Origin of the sequence: Sphingomonas sp. (assembly GCF_031380695.1) — a bacterium.
GTDB lineage: Bacteria > Pseudomonadota > Alphaproteobacteria > Sphingomonadales > Sphingomonadaceae > Sphingomicrobium.
In genome coordinates, this window is the sequence record NZ_JANMWY010000102.1 from 1 (window position 1) to 2,185 (window position 2,185).

At 66.6% G+C, this 2,185-nt stretch carries 2 protein-coding genes; both read right to left on the reverse strand.

Annotation, left to right across the window (positions count from 1 at the left end):
- Positions 1 to 1,041: peptide chain release factor 2 (gene prfB, locus RMN84_RS03850; protein ID WP_309610887.1), on the reverse strand; the 1,041-nt coding region annotated here is incomplete at its 3' end.
- A gap of 35 nt (positions 1,042 to 1,076) precedes the next feature.
- On the reverse strand, positions 1,077 to 2,185 hold a 1,109-nt coding region (locus tag RMN84_RS03855; RefSeq protein WP_309610888.1), incomplete at its 5' end, for a penicillin-binding transpeptidase domain-containing protein.

Here is a 2,185-nt window from a genome sequence, read left to right on the forward strand (position 1 = left end):
CACATCCGCCGGGGCGGTCGAAATGACGCCGGTGCGCAGGTCCTTGACCAGCTGATAGGGCTGCAGGACGTAGCTGCGGATCTGGTGGCCCCAGCCGATGTCGGTCTTGGCCGCCTCGGTCTTGTTGCTCTCGGCCTCGCGCCGCTGAAGCTCGGCTTCGTAGAGCCGCGCCTTGAGCTGCTTCATCGCCTCGGCCTTGTTCTTGTGCTGGCTGCGCTGGTTCTGGCACTGGACGACGATGTTGGTCGGCAGATGGGTGATGCGAACCGCGCTGTCGGTGGTGTTGACGTGCTGGCCGCCCGCGCCGCTCGCCCGAAACGTGTCGATCTTGAGGTCGCTCTCGTTAATCTCGATGTCGATGTCGTCGTCGACCTCGGGATAGACCCATACGCTGGCGAAGCTGGTGTGGCGGCGGGCGGCGCTGTCATAGGGGCTGATGCGGACCAGGCGGTGGACGCCGCTTTCGGTCTTGGCATAGCCATAGGCGTTCTCGCCCTTGACCAGCAGCGTCGCCGACTTGATCCCGGCCTGCTCGCCCGAGTGGAAGTCGACCAGCTCGACCTTCATCCCGTGGCGTTCGGCCCAGCGCGAGTACATGCGTTGCAGCATCCCCGCCCAGTCCTGGCTCTCGGTCCCGCCGGCGCCGGCGTTGACCTCGATATAGCTGTTGTTGGCGTCGGCCTCGCCCGCCAGCAGCGCGGCGACCTTGTCACGTTCCGAGCTTTCCGCGAGATCGGCGAGTGCCCTCACTGCATCGTCGACCAGGCCGACATCGCCCTCGGCCTCGGCCATCTCCATCAGCTCGACCGTGTCGGTCAGCTCGGTCTCGATCTTGCGCGTGGCGGCGATCGCCTCGTCGAGGCGGCGGCGCTCGCGCATCACCTCCTGCGCCGCCTTGGGATTGTCCCACAGCGTCGGATCCTCGACCTTCGCGTTCAACTCGTCGAGCCGGCGATGTGCGCGATCCCAATCGAGGAAGCGGCGCAGCAGCGCGGTGGCGGCGTTGATCTGATCGACGTGGGCTTGCGCTTCGGCGCGCATGGGGTGTTCCTCGGAAGAGCGGTCGTGCCAGCGGCCTAGTAGATGCCGCCCTGCCGTTGCAAGAAATCGTCGGCGGCGGGCTTGGGCTTCGGCTTGGCCTTGGGCGGCGCACGGCGAGCGGTCGCAGTTGCTGCCAGACCGGCCGTGCCCTCGACCCCGGCTTCGCCCTGGGCCAGTTCGTCGCCCCGACGATAGGTCCGGCGCGGCTCGGTTTCGGGCTGGAACGCTTCCCAGATGACCGCCGACTTGGGGTCCTCGGTGGTCGGGAAGGTGCCGAACACGCGCTTGCCGGTGATGCGGTCGATGCGCACCATGCGGATGCCCGGCGGGGCGAGGAACGGCACTGGCGGTAGGCCGGCGAACGCCTTGGTCGCGAATTGCTTGAAGATTGGTGCCGCAATGCGTCCGCCCTGGGCATAGCCGCCCAGGCTGCGCGGTTGGTCGTAGCCGAGATAGACGCCGCCGACGACTTCGGGGGTGCCGCCGACGAACCAGACATTGGTCGGGCCGGAGGTCGTCCCGGTCTTGCCGAACATCGGCCGGTTGAGGTCGCGCAGCGTGGTCGCGGTGCCGCGCTCGATCACGCCTTCCATGATATGGACCATCTGATAGGCGGCCTGCGGATTGAGCAACTGGCGCTGATTGGCGGGCGGGCGCGGCATCGGCTTGCCGTCCCAATCGGCGGCGCTGCAATTGCCCATCAACTCGCAGCGATTGTCGGTGCGATAGATCAGCTTGCCGTTGCGGTCTTCGACATAGTCGATCAGCGTCGGCTTGACCTGTTTCCCGCCGTTGGCGAGGATGGCGTAGGCGTTGACCAGCTGCGCCACGGTGACGTCGCCCGCCCCCAGCGCGATCGACAGATAGGTCGGGAAGCGGCCCTTGCCGACGCCCAGCTTGGCGGCGGTCTCGACGACCTTGTCCATGCCGGTCTGCGATGCGGCGCGGACAGTCATCAGGTTGCGCGACTGCTCGACGCCCCACCGCATCGTCTTGGGACCGGCATAGCTCGCGTCAAAATTCTTGAAACATTTATTGCCCAGGCCCGCGCCCTGATAAACGCAGAACGGCGCGTCGACGAGGATCGTTGCCGGGGTCAGGCCATTCTCCACCGCGGTTTCATAGACGATCGGCTTGAACGCCG